Origin of the sequence: Micromonospora sp. DT68 (assembly GCF_049847245.1) — a bacterium.
GTDB classification, from domain to species: domain Bacteria; phylum Actinomycetota; class Actinomycetes; order Mycobacteriales; family Micromonosporaceae; genus Micromonospora; species Micromonospora profundi.
On sequence record NZ_JBNCNZ010000006.1, the window covers coordinates 47,818 to 69,762 of the forward strand.

Genomic DNA, 21,945 nt, shown 5'->3' on the forward strand with positions numbered 1-21,945 from the left:
AGAGGTCCATGTCGACGGAGACCATCATCGAACCGACGTACGGCAACTGGCGCCGACCACGCCGCGCCGGGCTGGGCCCGTTCGGTCTGCTCGGCACGGTCGGCGTCTTCGGAGGGCTGGTGGTGGTGCTGCTGGCGTCGCTGGCATCGCTCCAGGCGGCGATGGTGATCGGTACGCCGTTCGTGCTGGGCCTGCTTCCCATGGCGGTGCGTACCCCGGACGGCCGCAATCTGTACCAGCTCGTGGCGCTGCGCGTCGGCTGGTCCCGGCGACGGGCCCGGGGCGAGCACCTGTACGTCTCCGGGCCGCTGTCGGCCCGCCCCGAGGGTCGGTTCGCCCCGCCCGGCATGCTCAGCGGGGTGGTCGCCCTGGAAGGGCGGGACGCCTACGACCGGGCGTTCGGGGTGCTGCACCACCGCCGCCGCAACCTCTACACGATCGTGCTGCGCTGCGAACCCGACGGCGGGTCGCTCGTCGACCCGGACCAGGTCGACACCTGGGTGGCGCTGTGGGGCGAATGGTTGTCGCGACTCGCCCACGAACCGGGGTTGCGCGGCGCATCGGTGGTGGTGGAGACCGCTCCCGACCCGGGCACCCGGCTGGCGACCGAGGTGCTTCCCCGCCTCGACGCCGACGCCCCGCCCGCCGCCCGGGCGGTGATGCAGGAGGTGGTCGACGACTACCCGTCGGCGTCGTCGGAGATGAACTCGTACATCACCCTGACGTACGCGCCAGTGGGTGGACCCCGCCGCGACCCGGAGGACGTCGTCACCGACCTGGCCATCAGGGTGCCGAGCCTGCTGACCGGGCTGGTCAGCGCCGGCGGTGGGGTGGCCGAGCCACTCACGGCCGAGCAGATCGCCGAGGTGGTCCGGGTCGCGTACGACCCCGCGTGCGCCGCCGACGTGCTCAGCGTCCGCGCCGAGCACGGGCGCACCGGGCTGGAGTGGATCGACGCCGGGCCGGTGGCGGCCGTGGAGACTGTCGACGCGTACCAGCATGACTCCGGGGTGTCGCGGACCTGGCTGCTCACCCTGGCACCTCGGGGCACGGTCCGCTCCAGTGTGCTGCGGACCATGTTGGACGCCTCCGCCGGCACCCGCCGCAAGCGGGTGGCGCTGCTCTACCGGCCGATCGACCCGGCCACCTCCGCCCGGATCGTCGAGGCGGACCGACGGACCGCCCAGTTCATGGCCACCTCGGGTCGCGGCATGGTGCAGGCGCGGGCCGCCGCCGAGGTACGCGCCGCCGAACAGGCCGCCTCCGAGGAGGCCACCGGCGCCGGGCTTGTCGAGTTCTCGCTGATGCTCACCATCACCGTCGACCGTCCCGACCAGCTCGACGACGCCTCGGTGGTGGTGCGCAACCTGACCGGTGCCGCCCGGATCTCCATGCGTTCGGCCAACCGGATGCAGGCGGCGGCGTTCAGTTGCAGCCTGCCGGCCGGAATCCTGCCCTGGGAGCAGACCATGCTGCCGCACGAACTTCAGGAGGCGATGTGAACACCCCACTCGGTGCCGGCTGGCCGGTCGGGTACGCCGGGGCGTCCACGGCGCTCACGGGCCTTGTCGGCGACCCGGACGACGAGGCTCCCAAGCCGGCGAAGGTCAAACCACAGAGGCCCCGCCGGGACTTTCCGATCTCGGCACGCGGCTGGGACGGCCCGGGCGGCGGCAAGGTCGGCTACCTGGACGCGCCGACGATGTGGCGGGCCACCACGGTGCAGGCGTGCGGGCTCTGGCCGTTCTCGGCCGGCTCCGGCGCGCCGATGTCGGGGGTGCCGCTCGGTCAGCACCTCTTCACCGGCGCGACGGTCTGCGGTGACCCGATCTCGTGGTTCACCAGGGCGAAGTACATCTCCAACCCGTCGCTGTTCATGCTCGGCATGCCGGGTCTGGGCAAGTCGACCCTGATCAACCGGATGGCTGTGGGTCTGGCCGCCACAGGTGTGGTGCCGCTGGTCCTCGGCGACCTGAAGCCGGACTACGCCGACACGGTCCGCGCCCTCGGTGGACAGGTGATCTCGATCGGCCGTGGCGTCGGCGGCATCAACGTGCTGGACCCGGGGGCGATGGGCCTTGCCGCCGAACGGATCGGCGGCAAGGCCGGTCAGGCGCTGGCCGCCGAAACCCACGGCCGGGTCCTCAACATGGTGGCGGCGCTGCTGACAATCGTGCGCGGCCGGGCCCTCGACGACCATGAGCAGGCGGTGCTGTCCGCCTGCCTTCGGCACCTGCGGGAACGTACCCCGAGTGGGTCTGCCCCGGTCCTGCCGGATCTGCTGCGGGTGTTGGAGGAGGGCCCGGACCGGGTCCGGGCGGTGACCTTGGACCGGGGGCAGGAGACCCGGTACCGCGACGCGGTGGATCCGCTGCACCGGTCGCTGCTCGGCATCCTCGACGGCGCGCTCGGTGACACATTCGGCTCGACCACCTCGACCCGGATCAACCTGGACGCTCCCGCCGTCTGCATCGACATCTCCCGGATCGGCGAGTCGGACACCCAGCTCACCGCGGCGGCGATGCTCGCCGCCTGGTCTGACGGACTGGGCACGGTCGCAGCCGCGCACGCCCTGGCCGACGCCGGCCTGGCCCCGCGCCGCTGGTTCTTCACAATCCTCGACGAGTTGTGGCGCCCGCTGCGGGCAGCCTCCGGCATCGTCGACCGGATCGACGCGCTGACCCGGCTCAACCGTTCGCTCGGCCTCGGCGACGCGAAGATCACCCACACCCTCAAGGACGCCGAGGCGCTCGGCACCGACGCCGACCGGGCCAAGGCGCGCGGTTTCGTGGAGCGGGCCGGGATCGTCGCCTGCGCCGGGCTGCCGGCCGCCGAGATGACCGAGTTGGGCCGGGTGATCGGCCTGTCCCGCAGGGAGATCGAGCTGGTCTCCTCCTGGTCGTCCCCGCCGGGCTGGGCGAGCAGCGGCAGCAACGAGGAGCCACCCGGCCGGGGTCGGTTCCTGATCAAGGTGGGTGGTCGGCCCGGCATCCCGATCCGGGTGTCCATCACCGACACCGAGCGCCGCCTGCACGACACCAACCAGCGCTGGGTGCAGAACGGATACGCCGAGCAGCAGGCCGCCGAGCGGGCGGCGGCCCGCAAGGCCGTCTTCGAGGCCGAGGCCGAGCTGGGCAACCTGACCACCCGACCGGAGTACGCCCAGGTGACCGACGGAGCCGGCCGGAGGTGGGAGGCGTGAGCGGGAAGATGTCCTCCGGCCCGCCACGCGGGGCAGACCTGTTCTTCTGGGCCTTCAGCCTGGTGGTCCTCGCCAACCTCGGACTCTTCATCGTCGCCTGGACCGGCGGCACGCTCGGCGCCGGCGTGACCGGGCACGGCTGGAGCCCGCCGCCGTTCACAATGGGCTCGTACTTCGCCCTGGCCTCCGGCGACCTCGACACGCTCTGGCCCGGCGCGTCCCCGTACGCGGTCTACGGCGGGATGGCCGTGGTGGCCGCGCTCCTCGTCGTGCCGGTCGTGGTGGCCGGGCGCTGGCTGCTCGACCGGCGCAACCAGGGCGTCGGGCTGGCCCGCCGCGGCGATCTCGCATCGCTCGCACCGGCGGGCATCGCCGCCCGCGCCCGGGAACTGCGGCCCTCGCTGGCCGGGATGAAGCACCTGCCGCCGGACGAGACCGGCAACCTGCTCGGCGACCTGTCCCCGAACGGCCCGGAGCTGCGTTCCTCCTACGAGGACGTGGAGCTGGACCTGATGGCGCCCCGGGCCGGCAAGTCCACGGGCATCGCCATACCCCGGGTGCTGCGGGCCCGCGGTGCGGTCCTGCTCACGTCGAACAAGTCCGACGTGTACGCGGTGACCCGCGCCGAACGGGAACGCGTGGGCACCGTCTGGACGTTCGACCCGCAGGGCATCGCGCACGCGCCTCGGGAGATGTGGTGGGACATCCTCGCCGACTGCGTCACGATCGAGGGCGCGCGGCGGCTGGCCGGACACTTCGTCGCATCGGTGAACGACGACAGCTCGAAGAAGGACTTCTGGATCTCGGCGGCGCAGAACACCCTGACCGCGCTCTTCCTGGCCGCCGCCCGGGGGCGGGCCTCGGTCACCGACCTGCTCGGCTGGCTGGCCGACCCGGCCGACCGCACCCCTGTCGACCTGCTGCGCGACGCGGGGATGTCGGCGATGGCGGAGCAGTTGCAGGGCACCGTACGCGGGGCTGTGGAGACCCGCGACGGCATCTACGAGACCGCCCGGCAGTGCGTGGCGTGCCTGCTCGACCCGGAGATCCTGGCCTGGGTCAGCCCGGACCCGTACCTGCCGCAGTTCCGCCCGGACCGGCACGTGCTCGGCCGGGACACCCTCTACCTGCTCTCCAAGGACGGCGGCGGCTCCGCCGCAGGTGTGATCGCCGGGCTCGCCGACGCGACGCTGCGGGCCGGAGTGGTCGCCGCCGAGCGGATGGGCGGGCGGCTGGACCCGCCGATGACGGCGGTGCTCGACGAGGCGGCGAACGTCTGCCGGATCTCCGACCTGCCCGACCTCTACTCGCACCTCGGCTCGCGCGGAATCAACGTGGTGACCCTGTTGCAGAGCTACCGGCAGGGGTCCCGGGTCTGGGGCGAGGCGGGCATGGACGCCATGTGGGGCGCCGCCACCATCAAACTGCTCGGCGCGGGCCTCGACGACGCCGACTTCGTGGAGAAGATCTCCAAGCTGGTCGGCCAGCACGACGTGAGCACCGTCAGCGTCTCGCGCAGCAAGGATGGCTCGTCGCGGTCCGTCTCGTACCGCCAGGAGAGCGTGTTGCCGGCCGACCGGATCCGGGCGCTGCCGAAGGGGACCGCCCTGCTGCTGGCCACCGGCGTCCGTCCTGCGGTGATCAAGCTGCGTCCCTGGTACAAGGAGCCGGACGCCGGACGGATCTCGGCGCTTGCCAAGCAGGAGGTCGCGGCCATCACCGAACGGGCCGCCGCCAAGCTCGGCACGGGGTGGTCGTAGGGCTTCGGCGGCCGCCTCGGAAAGCGATAAAATCTCCCGTTATGAGATGAACCGCGCCGCGCCTTCCTCCGTAGTGCTGGCGACAGAAAGCGTGCGACGAGCACGGTGCCGCCGCGCTCGGCACCGTGCTACAGGAAGGCGGCAACAGTGGTCAGGTACGCACCGTGGGAGATCGGACTCCAGCAGGACGCACTGGACGACAGGCGTCAGGAACTCGCCGGGATCATCGACCGTCTGCCGGAGATCAGGCGTCGGTTGTGGAGCAGCAGCCGCCACGAGAACGAGTTCGGCGTGGCGGTCGGGCGGTACCGGTTCGTCGAGGCGCTGCGCGCGTCGTCGCTCAACAACCCGCCGGACCTCGGATCCCACGAGTCACGACGCTTCGAGCGCTACCAGCGCAATGCCCGGACGCTTGTCGACGAGCCGGTCCGCGCGCTGATCGAGACCGCACGGCAGCGCTGCGCGGAACTCGACCGGCGCGGCAGGCTGGTGAACCCGGCGGACCGTGCGGACCTGAACCGGGCGAGAGACCTGTTCGGGGAAAAATTCGAACTGGAACGCGACCTGAGGGAGTCCCGGCAGCACTACGCCCAGCAGGTGATCGACGACCTGCGCGGCCGGATCAACGTCGCCAATCAGCACGGCCGCTTCGCCGCGACCGGCGGCCAGAGCCTGGAGGTCCTCCACGCCCAGGTGCGTAATCCGGAGGCCAAACTCGATCCGCCGACCCAGGAGATCGAGATGGGTCAGGAGGGGGCGCTGGCAGAGCATTACCAGGAGGCCGGCTGCGAGGAGTTCGCGTCCCTGATGGCCTGCGCCGGGCACCGCGACCTCTACGACCCGGCCACAGGGACCGGCGACGTGATCACGAGAAAGGACTTCTCCGATGTGACGTCCGCACCCGGCGCGCCAGCCGCCGCTCGTGATCACGTGGTTGTCTACTTCGGCCCTCCCACCTCGCCCGAGGGCGTTGTCTGCGAGGCGTGGACGGACCAGCCGAGAGCCCTCGGCGCCCTCGACTATTCGGTTCGTGAGGCCCACGCGTACGACAACGACTATCAGAAGTGGGCGCACGGCAGGGACTATCTGGCCACAGCCAGAGCCCAGTACCTCGATCACGCGTGGATCGCCAATCATCCGCGGGCGGACATCACTGCCAGCCCGAACACCGCGACCGCGACCCTCGATGCGATCGAGGACCATGCCGACGCGCACGCCGTGTACCAGATCGGACATCCCTACCACGGCGTCGCGGACCCTGCCCTCGGCCGGCCACTGAATCAGGACACCCTGTTGGCGACGGGCGCTCAGGGCTTCGCGGTGTACCCCGAGAACTGGTCTCCCACCCCCCTGACGCCGTCGTCGGACCAGGCCGAGGCGCTGGGCCCCTACCTGCCCGCGGGCGCGGCATCGCTGTCGTTCGGGGACCGGATGCTGCCCACGGCCCACGGTTCGGGCTCGGAAGGGGAGTCGCCGACGGCGGAGCCCGCAGCACCTGGCCACTTCGCCTACGACCAGTTCGGCTACGGACACCCCGCCTGGAGCGCCTCGGTCGAGGGACAGTTCAGTGATCTGTCGGTCTCGGACTCACCGTCGCCACCGGGGCAGACGGACCCGGGGCCCAGTGTCACCCAGCAGGCCGGATCCTCGCACAGCTGGACCCCCAGCCAGACGCTCGCGTATCTCGCCCAGGTCAACGCGGCACGCGCGGGCCAGGACCACGCCGAGCAGGGGTACCCCGCGCAGGAGTACCCCGGGCAGGGGTATCCCGCCGGGAGCAACCCGCAGCAGCCCGCCCGCCGGGGCGGGCGCGGTCGGTAGCCGGCATTGCCGCCGTGACCGGCCGGGGTCCGTCCTGGGTACGGCCGGTCACGGCGGGCGGGCCATTCAAAAAGATCTCCGTTCCGGACTGAACCGGCGCGCCGGGTGCCGCGTAGAGCGGGAATCCACGTCCGCCGTCGTCAGGAGACGATGAAATGGAACGTAGTCAGGACTCCAGACAACCCTACGACCACGGAAGCGGCTACCAGGGCTCCAGCCGCGGCACCAGCGACCAGGGCGACGACAACGCCTACACCTACACCTACACCTACGAGGACAGTCCCGCGCTCGATATGGGCTCGTCCTCGACCGGCGACTACTACCTGCCCTCGACGTACGGGATGTACCCCTACCCGACCGAATGGGCGCAGAGCGACCAGGTCGACCACCTCGCCGCCCTGATGCAGCAGCAGCAACTCTCCGACAACTTCGCCTCCGTCTACGAGGAGGCGCGGGAGGCGCAGGACGTCTTCGCCACGTCATCTGCTGATTACTGGGCGTCCGTACCTGCCCCGGTGACGCCACCGCCGCCGACCTTCGGCGAGTTGGACGAGAGCACTGCGGCGTGGCAGAGGGAGGATCAGGAGATCGCCGACGGGCTCACCGACGCCGTGAACGGGGAGGGGTTCCAGCTCGGGACCTACCCGGTGACCGGCGGCGAGGTGGTCGTCCCCGAAGGTTCCCCGCTAGCCAGCCCCAGCCACACCCCGAGTGGATCGCCGCCCCGCCCGACCAGCAGCGCGTACTCGACCGGAAACGTTCCGGGCAGGGCTGACCTGGAGGCAGGGCGGACGCCCTCGTTCCGGGTGGCCCCGGACACCGGGACGCTCCTGCAACGTACCGCGGCGGGTTTGTGGGCGGCCGTCCAGGACGAGGAGATCCGGACCCGGGTCGGGTACGCGATCGGCAGCACGCTCGAGGGGATCGGGCGAAGCGCTGGCGTGTCGTACGCCATCGCGACAGGCAACGCTGTTGTCCTCGGCTCCGACATCTACAACAGAGGGCAGAGCATCTACAACAACCTCACCACGCCGCCGGTCGACGTGCCGCTGCTGGCGCGGGACGTCGCCGACGTCGTCGGCCTCACCACCGGTATCGCGGCCGGCTACACCATCATCTCCGGCGTGGACCGGCAGGCGTCCTCGGCCACGCAACTCGTCATCAACAGGGCCAACATCGAAGCGGCGGGTTACCTGAACGCTGCTGGCGCACTCGCGAACACGGCTGGCGCCTATCTGGCCAACGTGCAGCGCCGGAGGGAAGCAGCAAACCCCACCGACGCCGGCAGCGAGCACGGGTCGCACGAGACGCTCAACCCGCCGCCGTCGCATCGGTCGCACGGGACGACAAGCGGGGCCGCCCGGATGACCGCGCCATACGCCCCGCAGGAGTTCGACGCGTACCAGCAGGGGGAGTCGAGCAACCAGTCGACACTCCAGCACCGGGGTCGGGGCAAGGGCAAGGGTAAGGCGCCGGTGAGATCCTGACGTTCAGGTACGCCGGGTGAGGCAGAGGCACGTAGTCCTCCTCTGCTCTTGCTGACGGCAGGCGGTGCCCCTGACCCGGTCGCGCCTGGTCAGGGGCGCCGCTGCGTGGGCCACCTCCCTGCTCCGAGAAGATCACCGCAGGAGATCGCTTCCGTGGCCGTCCGTACGGCCGCACGGATGTCGTGGCGCAAACGAGCGCGGTCCGGGATAGCCTTGCCGCATATGGCTACCTATCGCAGTGCCTCAGTGCTTCTCTCGTCCGACGGCACCAGGACCCCCGGCACCGTCGCGCTCTTCGCCGAGCCCGCCCGCAGGGGTGGGATCGCACCGTGGGCTGGCGACTTCCGGCCCGCCAACAGCGCCGGTAACGGCCCCAAGAACGCGGTCGGAAAGACCTTCAGTCTGGAGTTGCCCGACGGCAGCACCGGCACTGTGGTGGTCCAGAGCCTCAAGCAGGGCAAGGGCGGCACCGTGCTGGCGCTGATGGGCGAGGACGCGCCTCCCTTCTGAGGCAGCACACGACAGACCTCCTGTTCCCCGCCGACGGGCGGCGGCCGGGAGGCGGTTCGCGATCGGAGCACGTGGCCTGACGGCCGCGCGCCGCCCGGCACAGCGGCCGGGCGGCGCGTGGTCGACGCTGCCTGATGCGGTGCTAGGTGCGCGTGCTCCACTGTTGGTTGGCGCCACCGTGGCAGGCCCAGAGGTGAAGTTGCGTCCCGTTGGCAGTGCCGGCGCCGACGGCATCGAGGCACAGCCCTGACTGGGCCGCGGTGATGGTGCCGTTGGAGTTCAGGTTCCACTGCTGGTTGGCTTGGCCGTTGCAGTCCCAGATGATGACCGCGGTGCCGTTGGCACTACCGGCTCCACTGGCGTCCAGACACTTGTTGCCGTAGACGGTAAGGGTGCGGTTGGCGGTATGGGTCCAACGCTGGTTGGTCCCGCCGTGACAGTCCCACAGCTGCGCCCGGGCGCCGTTGCTCGTGCTGGCGTTGGGGATGTCGATGCACCGGCCGGACTGACTGCCCGTGATCAGCACGTTCTGCCCTGCGGGCGGCGGGGTCGACGGCGGGGGAGTGGTGGGCGGCGGATTCGACCCGAACTGGGTGAAGAACCGCCACACCTCCTGCTTGACCCAGCTCCGCGCGCCGCTCTCACAGCCGGCGCAACCGTCCACGGGGCCCTGCTGGTGGCCGCCGTCGAACGCGGCCCACACCACCGGATAACCGCTCTGGCACGAGTAGGCGGTGGTGATGTGGGTCCGGCTGCCCGGTGCGGGCTCCGGCGGGTTCTGCGCGGCACAGCCGTTGTTCCGGACGAACCTGTCGCGCAGGGACCGTCCGCTGGAGATGTTGTCGTTGATGCCGTGGATTCCCAGGTACGCGACCGGCTGCGTGCCGCCGCTGCATCCGCTGATCGGCCCGGGAGCCGCGATTGCCGCGACCGCCCGGAACACCGTCGGTCGGGAACACGCCAACGAGTAGCTCATCGCGCCGCCGTAGCTGAACCCGACCGAGAAACGCTGTGTCGTGTCGACGCAGAGCGCGTTGTCGATCAGGCGGATCATGTCGTCGGTGAAGGTCACGTCCTCACCATTGGAATTGCCCCAGCCGTTACCGATGCCCTGCGGGGCGACGAAGATCGTGGTGATGTTCGACTGCGACTGCATGCCGTAGTAGGCCCACGCGGCCCCGTCGGTGCCACCCGACGCCACCTGCTCGGCCGTGCCGCCCAACCAGTGGAACCCGAAGGCCAGCCGGTGGGCGTAGGTGTTGTTGTAGTTGTCGGGCAGCCGAAGGATGAAGCTGCGGCTCTTCCCGCTGCTCTGGATGGTGTGGGTGCCGCTGTTCAGCCCGGGCGCCCTGCCGCAGCCGGCAGTGGTGGCCGCGGCCGCCGACGCGGCGGTCGTGAGGACGTACGCTCCGACGGCGACCAGGGTCATGAGCGTCAGTGCCGCCCCTATCCAGGGGGTGGAGAGTTTACGAACTAACACAGTTGAGCCTCCCTATGGGAAGAAAACTCCGTGGGATCGTCGCCCTACCGGGGCGCTCGGCGGGTCAGCCTCGGCTCCATCGTTGGCTGGCAGCGCCTGTGCAGTCCCAGATCTGGATCCGTGTCCCGTTGGCGGTGCCGCTGCCGACCACGTCCAGGCACCGGCCCGAACCAACTCCGGTGATCGAGCCGTCGGCGTTGAGCCGCCACTTCTGGTTGGACTGGCCGTTGCAGTCCCAGATGATCACCGGGCTGCCGTTTGCGGTACCGGCGCCGCTGACGTCGAGGCACTTGCCGCCGAAGACCCGCAGCTCCTGGGAAGCGGTCGAGGTCCAGCTCTGGTTGGTCTGGCCGTGGCAGTCCCAGATGATCGCCGCGGTTCCGTTGGTCTGGGAGGCGCCGTTGACGTCTAGGCACCGTCCGGAGGACGTGTTGCGCAGGGTCGACGTGCCGCTCGGGGGCGGCGTGGTCGGGGGCGCAGTGGTGGGGCCGGGCGTGGGGTCGGTGCTGCCGAACTGGGTGAAGAACCTCCACACCTCGCCCTTGGTCCAGGTCCTGGCGCCGCTGTCCCCGCCGCCGTCGACCGGGCCGGGAGTGTGCCCGCCGTCGAAGGCGGCCCACACCACCGGATAGCCGGCGCGGCAGCCGGAATAGGTGGTGGTGATGTGGGTCAGGCTGCCCGACCTCGGCTCGGGTGGGTTCTGTGCGGTGCATCCGTTGTTCCGCACGAACCTGTCCCGGAGAGACCGTCCGGCGGAGATGTTGAGCACCGAGTCCCCGAGGCCGTGGATTCCCATGTACGCGATCGGCTCGGTGCCGCCGCTGCACCCGCTGAGCTGCCCGCCCGAGTAGACCGCGACAGCGCGGAAGACACCGGCTCGGGAACAGGCGAGCGAGAAGCTCATGCCTCCGCCGTAGCTGAAGCCGAGCGCGAAGCGCTGCGTCGTGTCGACACAGAGGTCGGCGTCGATCAGCCTGATCATGTCGTCGACGAAGGTGACGTCCTGGCCTCCGGGGTTGGCCCAGCCGTTGCCGTTGCCCTGGGGGGCGACGAAAATGGTGCTGTTGTTCGCCTGCTGCCGTAGCCCGTAGTAGGACCAGGCCGCCCCGTCCGACCCGCCGGAGTCGACGTCGTTGGCGGTGCCGCCGTTCCAGTGGAATCCGAAGATCAACCGGTAGGCGTGGTTCCGGTCGTAGTTGTCAGGGATCCTCAGGATGAAACTGCGGTTCTGGCCGCTGCTCTGGATGGACCGTTGTCCGCTTGTCAACGTGGGTGCCTTGCCGCACCCGGCGGTGGCCGCGGCCACCGCGACGTTCGCGGCCGACGCGGTGCCGCGCACACCGCCGGCCAGTGCTGTCGCGCCCACGGCCACGACGACAGCAGCGGCCGTCGCCAGAGAACGAAGGAGGGGTCTACGTCTTGTCATGATGGGGCTCCCGCCACTCGGCACGGATTGATCCACAGGTGAAAGATGCGCGGCGTCGTGTCCGGGTGCCTCCGCTGACCACTTGCCGCAACGGAGCCCGAGAGGACGCGCTGTGCACGGCGTCCGGCCGGCTCATCGGCACCAGATCCCGCCACCGGTCTCGCCGCCCATGCGGGACCAGTCGGTGGTCGAATCGGTTCGGCCAGACGCTAGATCAGGCAGAGAAGTGTGTCAATGCTGTGTCCGGCAGGTTGCGGGCCGTTGGGCCGGGCGTGCCTGGTGCCCGCGGCGATGCGGGCTGAGGCGTCGGTGGGCCTCCACCGACGGCCTCGCGGCCCTGCTCCATGCCGGTGTGTTGATTTCTTGACACGCATCGATGCGATCGCTAACACTGTTCGCAACGCGAAGGTAACAAGCGCAAAACATGCGCCGCGATTCGCGTGATGTGCCGAAAAAGCAACCGCTCCACTGCCGGTCGCCGTGGCCCAGGCCCCGGTGGTCAATGATCCCAACCGGGATGATCTTGTTAGCGCTAACATAGATGATCATCCGGGACGCGATGCTCGTGCTCTCCTCCAGCTGACTCGTATGGCCATCCGCGAAGGAGAAACACCATGTCGAGAGCCCTCTCCCGGCTGTGTGCGGTGGCGGTTGCCGCGTGCCTGCTGTTCACCACCTGGTCGGCGGCGACGCCGAAGCAGGCGTCCGCGCTCGACCCGACCGTCGGATACCTGATGGCGCACTTCACCGGAGAGTCGTCGACCGACCAACAGATCTACCTCGCCCACAGCACCGACGGCCTTCGCTGGACGGATCTCAACAACGGTGGCCTCGTCCTGCGTTCCCCAATCGGCACCCGCGGCGTCCGCGACCCGGTCCTGGTCCGCTCGCCCGGCGGCGACAGGTACTGGATCATCGCTACGGACCTCTGCATCGGCTGCGGCCAGGACTGGTCGACGGCGATCAACAACGGCAGCCGCAACTTCGTCGTGTGGGAGTCCACCGACCTGGTCACCTGGTCGGCGCCGTGGCTGCTGAACGTCGCCGGCGCCATCCCGGACGGGCGCAACGCCTGGGCACCCGAGGCGATCTGGAATCCGGCCACCGGTGACTACGTCCTCTACTGGGCGACGAACGTCCCGCTCAACGGAGTCACCAAACACCGCATCTACTACGCGCGGACGACAAACTTCCGCAGCATCACCACACCGCAGGTCTACATCAGCCGACCCGGCAACCAGGAGATCATCGACACCCAGATCGTCGAGGTTCCGGCAGGCGTCGGTGCCTACCGCTACGTCCGGGCGTCCCGGGACGGCCAGATCACGCTCGAAGGCAGCAACTCGATCCTCGGCACCTGGACGACCCTCGGAAACCTGTCCGGCATCGGGCTGACCGGCGCCCAGGTCGAAGGCCCGATGTGGATGAAGTTCAACACCCGCAACGAGTGGGTTCTCTACCTCGACCAGTACGCCAGCGGGCGCGGCTACCTGCCCGTGCTGACGACCGATCCGTCGGCCCCGGGCGGCTTCCGGCTACCGGCGTCCGGCTCGTACGCCCTGGGTGGCACCAAGAAACGCCACGGATCGATCCTCAACCTGACCGCCGCCGAACAGAGCCGCGTGCTCGCCCGCTGGCCCGCCACCGCTGTCAACCGGATCCAGTCGTACAACCTCCAGGACCGGTACGTGCGGCACGCCAACTACGACGCCCGCGTCGACGCGAACGTCAGCCCCGCCCAGGACGGCCAGTGGCGGTTGGTGCCCGGCCTCGCCGGCTCCGGCACGGTCTCCATCCAGTCGGTCAACTACCCGGGCTACTACCTGCGCCACTACGGGTTCGACTTCCGGCTGGAAGCCAACGACGGCACCACCACCTTCGCGGCCGACGCCACGTTCCGGCAGGTCGCCGGCCTCGCCAACTCGTCGTGGACGTCGTTCCAGTCCTACAGCCACCCCGACCGCTACATCAGGCACTACAACTACCTGCTCCGGCTCGATCCGGTCACCGACGCGCAGAGCCGCGCCGACGCCACATTCCGCGTGACCAGCTGAACGTCGTCCGAGCCCACACCGATTGGACATGTCATGACACGGATCAGGTCGGCACGGCGGCTGGCGATCACTCTGGTGACCGCGTTGACCGTGCTGGCCGGCGTCATCGTCGTCACGTCGTCGCCGGCCACCGCCGCCACCAGCCAGTTCCGAGGCATGAACTGGGCGGTGCTGGGAGACAACTTCAGCACCGGCCCGCTCGTCGTGCAGGGACTGAATGCCTCCGACAGCAATGCGACGGTGCGGGCCAAGGCCAACGCCCTCTACGACGACATGGCCTCCACCATGGGAGTCAACACCGTCCGGCTGCCCATCAACACCCACACGGTCGGGACGGCGTGGTGGGAGGCGTACCGAGGTGCCATCGACGCCGCCACCGCGCGCGGCTTCAAGGTCATCCTCGCGTACTGGGAGGACGGCGCCGCCTCCGGCGGAAGGATCACGAACCTCGCCGCGTGGAACGCCATGTGGTCCACAGTGACGAACACGTACGGGGCGAACACGAACGTCTACTTCGAGCCGATGAACGAGCCGCACGGTTACAGCTCGGCGGAGTGGCGCAACGTCGCGGCGAACTGGCTCAGCTACCACTACTCGGCGGTGCCCGGCCGGGTGCTCATCGGCGGCACCGGCTTCAGCCAGGACCTGCGGGACATCTGCAACGACAGCCGCTTCGCCTCGACGCTGCTGTCCTTCCACCACTATGCCTTCTTCTACGGCGCGATGACCTACGACGCCTTCCGGAGCCACATCCAGACCCGCCTGGGCAACTGCGCGTCGCGGGCGGTCGCGACCGAGTTCGGCGCCCCAATGAACGACGGCCGCAACTACGCCGACGCGGGCAGCAGCGACAACTTCGTGCGGCACATCCGCGCCATGGCCCAGGTCATGCGCGACAACCAGATGGGCGGCACCTACTGGCCCGCCCTTGGCGGCAAGCCCGGCACCATCGGCTACGACTGGTACTCGATGTTCTCCCTGAGCGGTACCGGCACCGACCTCAACCTCACCGTGCGCAACACCTCCGGCGCCGACCAGATCCGGTACGCGTGGGGCGACACCGTCGGTGGCGGTCCCACGACGCCTGCGCCAGGGACGTCAACGTACTACCGGATCACCGTGCGGCACAGCGGCAAGGCCATGGACGTCCAGCAGCCGAACACCGACAACGGTGCGCGCATCGGCCAGTACACGTACGGCGGCAGCGCATGGCAGCAGTGGCAGTTCCAGGACGCCGGCAGCGGCTACTGGCGCATCATCAGCCGGCACAGCGGGAAGTGCCTCGACGTGGTGGGCGCCTCGACCGCCGACGGTGCCGAACTCATCCAGTACACCTGTGGCGCCGGCGCCAACCAGCAGTTCCAGATGGTCGCCAGCGGCAGCTACTTCCAGCTCCGGGCACGACACAGCGGAAAGTGCGTGGACGTGCCGGCCGCGTCGACAGCGGACGGGGTGGTCCTCAAGCAGTACACGTGCAACACCGGCGCCAACCAGCAGTGGTCGCGCACCGTCGTCTGACGGGGAGCCCATCAAGAGCATCGACCGAGGTGTGAGATAAATTGGCGATCATCGATGTAGTGCGCCATCGTCGAGGTATGACAGGCGTCTTCTCGTCCTCGCTGTTCCGCCGCCTGCGGCCGGGTCTGCTGGCCGCCGCCGCGCTGTCGACGGCGGTGCTCGCGTCCGCTCTGAGCGTCGCACCGGCGGCCGACGCCGGCACGGCACCGGCCGCCGCCGCTTATCCCGGGGTCGCACCGGCGCCCGCTGGGGCGGCCGACCCGACCGGGCCCGCGTCGCCGACCACCACGCCGAGCCTGCCGAGCACCTCGCCCTTCCCGCCGAGCGTGCCCACCAACCTGGCTGCCAGCCAGGTTCGCGCCGCGTCGGTTACCCTCACCTGGACGGCCTCGAATCCGGGCTGCTGCCCCATCGTCGGCTACGACATCATGTACTACGAGGCGTTCAGCGACGTCATCTACAGCGCCAGCGTCGGGCCCGTCACCACCGCCACGATCACCAACTACATCCGGCCGGGCTGGCAGTACTCGTTCCGGGTGTCTGCCCGGAACAGCCACGGACTCCGGTCGAGCTACGGGGACGTGCTGACAGTGGTCACCCCTGCGACGGACACCGGGCCGGACACGACCCCGCCGAGCGCCCCGCAGAACCTGACCGTCGGCGCCGTGACCGCCTCGACCGCCACGCTGTCCTGGTCGCCGTCGACGGACAACGTCGGCGTCCTCGGGTACGACATCTACCGGTTCGACGGCTGGTTCACCTCAAGGCTGATCGCCACCGTGAGCGCAACGACGTACACGGCATCTCTGCCCGCCCCGACGCCGCTGCACAACCTGTACTACGTGCGGGCCCGGGACGCGGTGGGCAACGTGTCGATCGCGTCCAACACGGTCGAGCTGCCCACGACGTCCGATCCGACGTCGCCGCCATCGTCGCAGCCCCCGCCGCCTCCGCCCCCGCCGCCCTCTACCTGCCAGGTGACCTACCGGAACCAGTCCCAGTGGCAGGGCGGTTTCGTGGCCACCGTGACGATCCAGAACTCCGGGGCGACACCGATCGACGGCTGGGTCGTCACCTTCGGCTTCCCGGGAGACCAGCAGGTCACCTCGGGATGGAACGCCACTATCGCCCAGACGGGTGCCACGGTGACCGCCCGCAACGTCGACTGGAACCGCGTCATCGTGCCGAAGGGCTCCGCGGCCTTCGGCATCCAGGGGCGGTGGAGCGCCAGCAACGCGCCGCCGACCGGCTTCTCGCTGAACGGCGCGCCCTGCACTGTGGGTTGAGCGTGACCCCGTCCCCCTTGTGCGAAGGAGTCTCGTGAGCACGCATCCGGCCACACCCCACCGCCTTCGCAGGGCCCTGATCGGCGCCGTCACGGCCGGCATCCTCGTGGCCTCCACCACGCTCGGTGGCACGCGGGCATCCGCCGCGAACACGCTGAGCATGCGGGGCGCCGACGTGTCCTCGTTGCAGCGCAGCCTCGACCTGGGCGCGAAGTACTACGACGCCGGCGGCGCAGCCCGCGACCCGCTGGACATCCTGAAGTCCGTCGGCGTCAACTACGTACGGCTGCGCGTCTGGAACAACCCGATCAGTGGCTACAACAACAAGAGCAAGGTGTTGGGGCAGGCGAGGGCGGCCAAGGCGATGGGTCTCAAGGTGCTCATCGACTTCCACTACTCCGACACCTGGGCCGACCCGGGCAAGCAGTACAAGCCGGCCGCCTGGGCCGGCCACAGCCTGAGCCAACTGCGCAACGACGTGTACGCCTTCACCTACGACGTCTGCGCCAGCCTCAGGGGGCAGGGCACCACTCCGGACAGCGTGCAGATCGGCAACGAGATCAACGTCGGGATGCTGTGGAACGAGGGGAAGGTCGTCAACAACGACTTCGCCCCGCTGGCCGGGCTGCTGAAGCAGGGCTACAACGCCACAAAGGCGTGCGGCAGCGGCATCCCCGTGATGATCCACACCGCGAACGCCGACAGCAACGCCAACGCCCGCTGGTTCTACGACGGCATCCGCGCACAGGGCGTGCAGTGGGACATGACGGCACTGTCGTACTACTGCATGTGGCACGGCAGCCTGTCGAACCTCTACAACAACATCGTCGACGTTCGCGGCCGCTACGGGAAGCCGGTGGTGATCGTGGAGACCGCGTACCCCTTCACCCGGAACAACGCGGACAGCGAGCCGAACGCCATCGGCGACGCGACATGCGACGGGATCAGCGCGACCTGGGCCGGGCAGGCCCAGGAGTTCGACTGGGTCCAGAACACCGCCCGCAACGCGGGAGCCATCGGGGTCTTCTACTGGGAACCGACCTGGTACGCCGTCAACGGCAACGGCTGGGACCCGGCCAACATCAACGGCACCGGCAACCAGTGGGACAACATGGCCGTCTTCGACTGGTCCGGAAGGGTGAACCCGGGCGTGCGCTGGACGCCCTGACCCGCTGCCGAGCGCCGGCTTGATCGACGCCCATCACTCAGGCCGGCGCGTGGCCCGCGGAGGCCGGCGCAAATCGTCGGCGCTGTCGGTTGCGCGGCAGTGTCCGAGCACGGACAGTGCGCGCCATCCGACCTCGGATCGGGCCGATGATGGATCACGTCGACGTGCCGCCACGACTGGCCGGCGGGCGTGGAACTCCGGGCAGGGGGATGGGCATGCCGTTCGAGGTTGACTTCAACTGGGCGTCACAGGCGATCATCGAGACGGTGGCGGTGCCGTTCCCGTCGCTGGAGACGCCGCGCGAGGCGGGCGTCGCCGACCCTGCCGTCCCGCAGTTGGAGTTCAAGCAGTCCGGTCCGGTAACTGTCACCATGTTCGGCTGCGGCCGGTGGAACCGGGACACGAGCTACCGGTTCAACGCCGGCTGCAACCCGGATCGGCACCGCGCGGCGGAGGTGGGGGACGTCGGAGTGCTGCCCCTCGCCGAGGCGCAGCGGCTCGAGCAGTGGTTCCTGGAGCGGTATCCGGAATCCAAGCCGGACGTGCTCAAGACGGGCGAGAAGTGGAATTTCGTCCTCGTCCGCAACAGCGCGGTCTTCAACTTCCACCTCGAGGTGCAGTAGGCCCACGGGTAGCGCCAGCCTCGATGCGGGTCGGGCCGAACCTGGAGCTTCACCGGGCTGGTGGCACGACACGACACAATGGAGGGCGGGTCGCGGATGTCCGGCGCGACCCGCCGCTGCCATACTCGGCTCTGAACAGGTGGGGATCGTCGTTGTGGTGATGGCGTGCAGTTCCGGGTGCTAGGTCCGCCGGAGGTCGTCCGGGACGGGCGGGTGGTGGCCCTCGGAAGTCCGAAGCAGCAGGCGCTGCTGGCCCTGTTCGTGCTGCGGCCGAACCGGTTCGTCGCCGCCGACTGGCTGGTCGAGGCGCTGTGGGACGGGCGACCGCCGGCCAGCGCCCACATGACGCTGCGTACGTACGTGGCCGGGTTGCGTCGGGTCCTGGAGCCCGAGCGGTCCCACCGCGAGCCGGCGCGATTCCTGCGTAGCCGCCCCAAAGGGTACGAGCTGCGGGTGAAGATCGAAGCCATCGACGCGATCCGGTTCGGCAGTCTTGTGGATCGGGCGGCGGACGCGCTCGCGGCCGGGGAGCCGGCGACCGCCGAGTCCGGCTACGCCGAGGCGTTGGCGCTGTGGCGGGGCGATCCGCTCGCGGGCGTCGCCGAGCTGGCTGCGGTGCGCCCGGAGGCGGCACGCCTGACTGAACTGCGGTTGAGCGCCGAGGAGGGGCGGTTGACCGCCGCTGTCGTGGCCGGTCGGCACGCGACGCTCCTGGCCGAGCTGCGTCGGTTCGTGGCGGCACACCCGTTGCGCGAGGGGGCGCGGGCGCAGTTGATGGTGGCGCTGTACCGGTCCGGCCGGCAGAGCGAGGCGCTTGCGGTCTTCGACGAGGGGCGCCGGGTCCTGGCCAGCGAGTACGGGCTCGATCCCGGCGAACAGATACGGGCGGCGTACCGGCTGATCCTTGAGCAGGCCGTACCGGCGGAGACCGGTCCTGCGCCGACGCTCGGTAGGCAGGCTGTGCAGGTGGCCGGCACCGCGCCGCCTGCCGCCGAGACCGGGTCGAGCCCGGCGCCGCCCACCCCGACCGATCCCGGAGCGCGGCCGAGCGATCCTGGACCGCGGCCGGTCGAGCCCGAACCGCAGGCGGGCGAGCGCGATCCGCAGCCGTCCGGACCAAGGCCGACCGAGCCCGAACCCCTGCCGACCGAGCCTGGAGCGCAGGCAGGTGAGCGTGAGGGCGGGCCGTCCGGGCGAGACCAGGCGGGGGCCGGCGCGTCGCCGGACCGGGACGCGGACCCGCTGGTGGGTCGCAGCGCGGAGATGGCGCGGCTGCGGGAGACGCTGCACGCGGCCAACCGGCACGGCGGGCGGATGCTGGCCCTGGTGGGGGAGGCCGGCATCGGCAAGACCAGCCTCGCCGCGGCACTCGGCGCGCAGGCCGCCGCTAGCGGCGTTCCGGTGGTCCGGGGCCGCTGTCCCGACGTCGGGCAGGCGCCACCGTTCTGGCTGTGGAGCCAGGTCGTCCGCGCGCTCGTGGCGATGCCGGAGGCCAACGCCACAGGCTCGGCGAGCCGGCTGGACGGGTTCGCCGCCGGGTCGCTGGCCGGCTCCGCCGACAGCGGCGGACTCGACCCGACGGCGCGGTTCCAGGTGTACGAGGCGGTGTCGGAACTGGTGCACGCGGTGGCCCGGCGGCGGGGCCTGCTCGTCGTGCTTGACGACCTGCACGCCGCAGACCCGGACTCGCTGCTGTTGCTGCGGTTCCTCTCGGCCGATCTGTCGGCGTCGCGGGCGCTCGTGGTCGCCACCCTCCGGCCGTACGACCACGATCCGGTCCTGGTGGCGACGGTCGCCGAACTGGCTCGCGGCTGGGGTTTCGGTCAGCTGCGGCTCGCCGGGCTGGACGCCTTCTCGGTTGCCGACCTCGTCCGGGACCGGACCGGAGTGTCACCGCCGGAGCCGGCCGTGGCCCGACTCGTCACCCGTACCGGAGGAAATCCGTTCTTCATCACGGAGCTGCTCAGGTCTCGGACCGACCCGGTGGATGCCGGGGAGCTGCCGCCGAGCATCCGGGACACCCTCCGGCTGCGGCTCGGCGGGCTGCCCGACCCCGTCCGGCGCTGCCTCGACCTGCTCAGCGTTGCCGGACACGACCTGGACCTCCAGGTGCTGGCGGCGGCGTTGGACACCTCAGCGTCGGCGGTCGCCGAGCAGCTCGTCCCGGCGTACACGTCCGCACTGGTGACCGAGGCCGGACCGGGCGCGGTCACCTTCCGCCATCCGCTCATCGCCGAGGTCACCTACGCCGAGCTGTTCCCGCCGCACCGGGCCGCGCTGCACGCCCGGCTGGCCCTTGCCTACGAACGGACCGCCGACGTCGCACCGGCGGAGCTGGCCCACCACTACGGTCAGGCCATCGGGATCGGCCACGGCGAGGACCACCTGCGGTGGTCGCTGCTCGCCGCCGACGACGCGACCCGGCGGGTCGCCTACGAGGACGCGCTCGGTCACCTCGAGCGCGCCGCGCACCGGCTGGCCCCTACCGCGCAGGTCTCGCCCGACAGGGCGTTCACCGAGCTGACAGTCCATCTGCATCGCGCGTCGCTGTTGCAGATGACGGTAGGCGTCGGCAGCGACGCGGTCGACCAGGTCTGCGCTCGCGCCCGTGAGCTGTTGACGCTCGTGGGGCCGGACGCCGACATCCGTTCCGCGCTCTGGGCACTGGGCGAGCTGGCCGCCAACCGGGCCGAGTTCGCGATCTGCGCCGACCTCGCCGAGCGGCTGGTACGGGCCGAGGACGACGGCAGCCGGCTGATCGCCGTGGCCGGCGAGTACCTGCTGGGCGCGGTCGGCTACTTCACCGGACGACCGGCCGACGGCGAGCGCCGGCTCACCGCCGCGATCGACCGGCTGCGTACCGTCGATCGTGGGCTGCTGCGCCGCGAGGTCGGCAGGCGTCCGGTCCTGGGCTGCCACAACTTCCGGGCGCTTGTCCGCTCGGTGCGCGGCAACCCCTCCGGCGCCTGGGCGGACATCGCCGACGCCGAGGCGCTCGCCGAGGAGATGGACGACCCGTACGGCCGGGCGAACGCGGCACTCTACGCCGCCTGGCTGGCGATGCAGGAACACGACGTCGCCGCGGCCGACGCCGCCGGGCGGCGGTGCCGGAACATCGGACAGGCCACCGGGCTGCCGCACATGATGGCGACAGGCGCGTTCTTCATCGAGTGGGCTGCCGCGCGCGGCGGCGACCACGGCCGGCTCGAAGCGATGCGCGCCGCAGGTCACGAAATCTACCGTCCCGGGCTGCGGTCCACCCGGACCATCACGCTCTGCGCCATGGCCGAGGCGTACCTGACCGCCGGTCGCCCGGAGACCGCGGCGACGCTGGCCGAGGAGGCGCTGGCCGTGGCCGAGCGGTTGGGCGAGCGGGTGTTCGCCGCGGAACTGCACCGCATCCGCGGCGTCGCCCGCCGCGACCGCACGGAGTGGGACCTCGGCGCCCGGATCGCCGCCGCGCAGGGGGCTGGGCTGTTGCTGCCCCGGTTCGCCGGTTTCTGACCCGGCCTGGAGGCCCGCCTCCACGCCGTCTCCACACCTTCTCCACGCCGGCCTGGTGCCCTGGTTCACGTCGGAGGAGGACGGCCGGGTGCCGTCCCCACGGGAA

Annotated in this window: 14 protein-coding genes; 12 read left to right on the forward strand and 2 right to left on the reverse strand. The window is 70.4% G+C overall.

The annotated features are described in order from the left end of the window. The first annotated feature begins 8 nt into the window (after positions 1-8). From ACPXB1_RS13015 to ACPXB1_RS13040, 6 genes are all read left to right on the forward strand, one after another. On the forward strand, positions 9-1,502 hold the full coding sequence (locus ACPXB1_RS13015; protein WP_425735316.1) for an SCO6880 family protein: 1,494 nt from the start codon (positions 9-11) through the stop codon (positions 1,500-1,502). Beyond that, positions 1,499-3,202, forward strand: coding sequence for an ATP/GTP-binding protein (locus ACPXB1_RS13020; protein ID WP_355591982.1), 1,704 nt, complete (start codon positions 1,499-1,501; stop codon positions 3,200-3,202). The genes ACPXB1_RS13015 and ACPXB1_RS13020 overlap by 4 nt, the downstream gene beginning before the upstream one ends. Then, positions 3,199-4,962, forward strand: coding sequence for a type IV secretory system conjugative DNA transfer family protein (locus tag ACPXB1_RS13025; protein WP_355591981.1), 1,764 nt, complete (start codon positions 3,199-3,201; stop codon positions 4,960-4,962). Before ACPXB1_RS13020 ends, ACPXB1_RS13025 begins: the two co-directional genes overlap by 4 nt. Before the next feature lie 147 nt (positions 4,963-5,109). After that, positions 5,110-6,783, forward strand: a complete 1,674-nt coding sequence (locus ACPXB1_RS13030; RefSeq protein ID WP_355627679.1) for a hypothetical protein — start codon at positions 5,110-5,112, stop codon at positions 6,781-6,783. Positions 6,784-6,938: 155 nt separating this feature from the next. Beyond that, entirely contained in the window at positions 6,939-8,270 is a 1,332-nt protein-coding gene (locus tag ACPXB1_RS13035; RefSeq protein ID WP_355627682.1) for a hypothetical protein, read from the forward strand. 222 nt (positions 8,271-8,492) lie between these two features. Next, positions 8,493-8,780, forward strand: a complete 288-nt coding sequence (locus ACPXB1_RS13040; protein WP_355591975.1) for a hypothetical protein — start codon at positions 8,493-8,495, stop codon at positions 8,778-8,780. Between the two features lie 142 nt (positions 8,781-8,922). Here the strand turns inward: ACPXB1_RS13040 and ACPXB1_RS13045 are convergent, their stop codons facing one another. Together ACPXB1_RS13045 and ACPXB1_RS13050 are read right to left on the reverse strand one after the other, a co-directional pair. After that, complete coding sequence (locus ACPXB1_RS13045) at positions 8,923-10,260, reverse strand: ricin-type beta-trefoil lectin domain protein (RefSeq protein ID WP_425735317.1); 1,338 nt, start codon at positions 10,258-10,260, stop codon at positions 8,923-8,925. Positions 10,261-10,324: 64 nt separating this feature from the next. Further along, on the reverse strand, positions 10,325-11,686 hold the full coding sequence (locus ACPXB1_RS13050; RefSeq protein WP_355591973.1) for an RICIN domain-containing protein: 1,362 nt from the start codon (positions 11,684-11,686) through the stop codon (positions 10,325-10,327). 614 nt (positions 11,687-12,300) lie between these two features. Between ACPXB1_RS13050 and ACPXB1_RS13055 the strand changes: the two genes are divergently transcribed. The 6 genes from ACPXB1_RS13055 (at position 12,301) to ACPXB1_RS13080 (ending at position 21,839) form a co-directional block, all read left to right on the forward strand. Beyond that, the gene (locus ACPXB1_RS13055; RefSeq protein ID WP_355627685.1) at positions 12,301-13,740 is read left to right on the forward strand and encodes a glycoside hydrolase family 43 protein; all 1,440 of its coding nucleotides are present in this window, start codon (positions 12,301-12,303) and stop codon (positions 13,738-13,740) included. Positions 13,741-13,773: 33 nt separating this feature from the next. Next, complete coding sequence (locus ACPXB1_RS13060) at positions 13,774-15,258, forward strand: RICIN domain-containing protein (RefSeq protein WP_355591969.1); 1,485 nt, start codon at positions 13,774-13,776, stop codon at positions 15,256-15,258. Between the two features lie 77 nt (positions 15,259-15,335). After that, a complete protein-coding gene (locus ACPXB1_RS13065) occupies positions 15,336-16,544 on the forward strand; it encodes a cellulose binding domain-containing protein (RefSeq protein ID WP_425735318.1) in 1,209 nt (402 codons plus the stop codon). Between the two features lie 34 nt (positions 16,545-16,578). After that, positions 16,579-17,712: a glycoside hydrolase family 53 protein gene (locus tag ACPXB1_RS13070; RefSeq protein ID WP_425735319.1), complete on the forward strand. Its 1,134-nt coding sequence runs from the start codon at positions 16,579-16,581 to the stop codon at positions 17,710-17,712. Positions 17,713-17,858: 146 nt separating this feature from the next. Continuing rightward, positions 17,859-18,335, forward strand: coding sequence for a hypothetical protein (locus ACPXB1_RS13075; protein ID WP_355591966.1), 477 nt, complete (start codon positions 17,859-17,861; stop codon positions 18,333-18,335). A gap of 165 nt (positions 18,336-18,500) precedes the next feature. After that, the gene (locus ACPXB1_RS13080; protein WP_425735320.1) at positions 18,501-21,839 is read left to right on the forward strand and encodes a BTAD domain-containing putative transcriptional regulator; all 3,339 of its coding nucleotides are present in this window, start codon (positions 18,501-18,503) and stop codon (positions 21,837-21,839) included. Positions 21,840-21,945: the final 106 nt, after the last annotated feature.